Raw genomic sequence first — 1,995 nt, 5'->3', positions numbered from 1 at the left:
TGCTGCACCAGCTCGTCGGGCGTGCGCCCGGCTCCTGCGGCGCTGGATGTCGATTCGGACATGTGCGTCACCTCCTAGGTCCTTCGGACACTACCCATCTGGCGATGGGACGGAAGGGGATAACGGACCGTGTTGGTCACGATTTCGTCGCGAGGAGGACTCGACGAGCGCCGCGGTCAGGCCGACGGGTCGTTGAGCCGGTGGATGGCGCGCAGCTCGTCGTCGCTGAACTCCCCCGAGGCGCGCAGCACCTCCTGGACCACAGCCGACTTGCCGGCCAGGTAGGCGTCCAGGTCCATCGCGGGGTCGTCGGCGAGCGCGAGCTTGGCCGCGGCGTACGCGTCCCGGAGGTCGTCACGGCGGCGCAGCACGTCGCGTACGGCGAGGTGGTTGCGCAGGTTCGTCGTCCCCTCGGCGCACACGTAGACGTGGCGGTACGGCGCCCGGTCGGGGGCGCGGAAGGCCTCCCGACCGGCCACCCCGAGGTCGCCGCGGTGGACGTAGCCCACGGTGCCGAGTGCCGCGACGGCCGCGGCGACGTGCTCGGGGGCGACGATCACGTCGATGTCGAGGATGGGCTTGGCAGCCAGACCGGGGACCGACGTCGAGCCCACGTGCTCGACCCGCGCGCCGGGGACGTCAGCGACCGCGCCGCGGAGCACGCTCGCGACCTCCTCGAACTGCGCGGCCCAGTCCGGGGACCAGGCGAGGACCTCGACGCTCACGCCTCCTCGGCGCGGGTCTCGGCCTGCTCGAGCGGCGGGATGTCGGCGGGACGCGGACCGGTGTAGTCGGGGCCGTAGGCGCCGGGAGCGGGGCGGCGGGTCTTGCGCATCGGCCGCTCCCCCGGTGCCATCCGTCGGGCGGTCACGAGGAAGGCCGTGTGGCCGATCATCTTGTGCCCCGGCCGCACGGCGAGCCCCTCCACGTGCCAGTCGCGGACCAGCGACTCCCACGGCTGCGGCTCGGTGAACCCGCCATGGACACGGAGGGTCTCGACGACCCGCGAGAGCTGGGTGGTGGTGGCGACGTACGCGCACACGATGCCCCCGGGGACGAGGGCGTCGGCGACGGCGTCCACGCAGTTCCACGGGTCGAGCATGTCGAGGATGATGCGGTCGACCTTGTCCTCCAGCTGCGGCAGCCCCTCCTTGAGGTCACCGAGGCGCAGGTCCCAAGCAGGGTGCGTCTCTCCCTCGGGGGCGGAGAAGAACTGGTCCACGTTGCGCTTGGCGACCTCGGCGAACTCCTCACGCAGCTCGTACGACGTCACGCGTCCCCACGGGCCGACCGCCCGCAGCAGCGAGCAGGTCAAGGCCCCGGAGCCGGCACCGGCCTCGACCACCCGTGCGCCGGGGAAGATGTCGGCCAGCGAGATGATCTGGGCCGCGTCCTTGGGGTAGACGACCGCCGCACCGCGGGGCATGGACACCACGAACTCGGTCAGCAGGGGGCGGAAGACGAGGTACTCCCCGCCCGCGGACGACACGAGGGTGAAGCCCTCGTCGCGACCGATCATGTCGTCGTGCTCGAGGTGGCCGCGGTTGGAGAAGAATCGCTTGCCGGGCGTGAGCTCGAAGTTGTGGCGCCGACCCTTCTGGTCGGTCAGACGCACCCACTCCCCGGCCCGCAGCGGTCCGCGGTGGACGCCGGACCACGCCTCGTGAGGGACGTCTGTGGAGGGCGCGGCGGGGGTGGTGTCAGGCATGCGCGAACCCTAGTAGGGGCCGTCGGCACTCGCGGAAACGGCGAGGCCCCTGGTGGCCCTCGATCTGTCGGAGCGAGTGGGGCTTCGACGCGCGCGCTCCCGCGCGGTCGGCGGCGGGGGCGCCGAATCCGGTCCTGACGTGCCGGTGGCCCCGCCGGTGTCGCTGGGCGGGGTGTGGGGCGGGGTCGCTACTGGTCGGGCGGGTGGGCGCGCAGGGACTCTGCCAGCCAGATCTTGAGCGCTACGGAACTGCCCGGTCGACGCCTCCCAGCGCTACGGAACTGCCC

The 1,995-nt window shown here is 72.4% G+C and carries 2 protein-coding genes; both read right to left on the bottom strand.

What is annotated here, in order from left to right:
- Positions 1-176 precede the first annotated feature (176 nt).
- A complete protein-coding gene (locus ACXJKL_RS20025; protein ID WP_457208751.1) occupies positions 177-725 on the bottom strand; it encodes a GrpB family protein in 549 nt (182 codons plus the stop codon).
- Complete coding sequence (locus ACXJKL_RS20020) at positions 722-1,708, bottom strand: tRNA (adenine-N1)-methyltransferase (RefSeq protein ID WP_457208750.1); 987 nt, start codon at positions 1,706-1,708, stop codon at positions 722-724. Before ACXJKL_RS20020 ends, ACXJKL_RS20025 begins: the two co-directional genes overlap by 4 nt.
- Positions 1,709-1,995 lie beyond the last annotated feature (287 nt).

Source organism: Nocardioides sp. P5_C9_2 (assembly GCF_054049555.1).
This window is presented reverse-complemented; position numbering and strand designations above follow the sequence as displayed.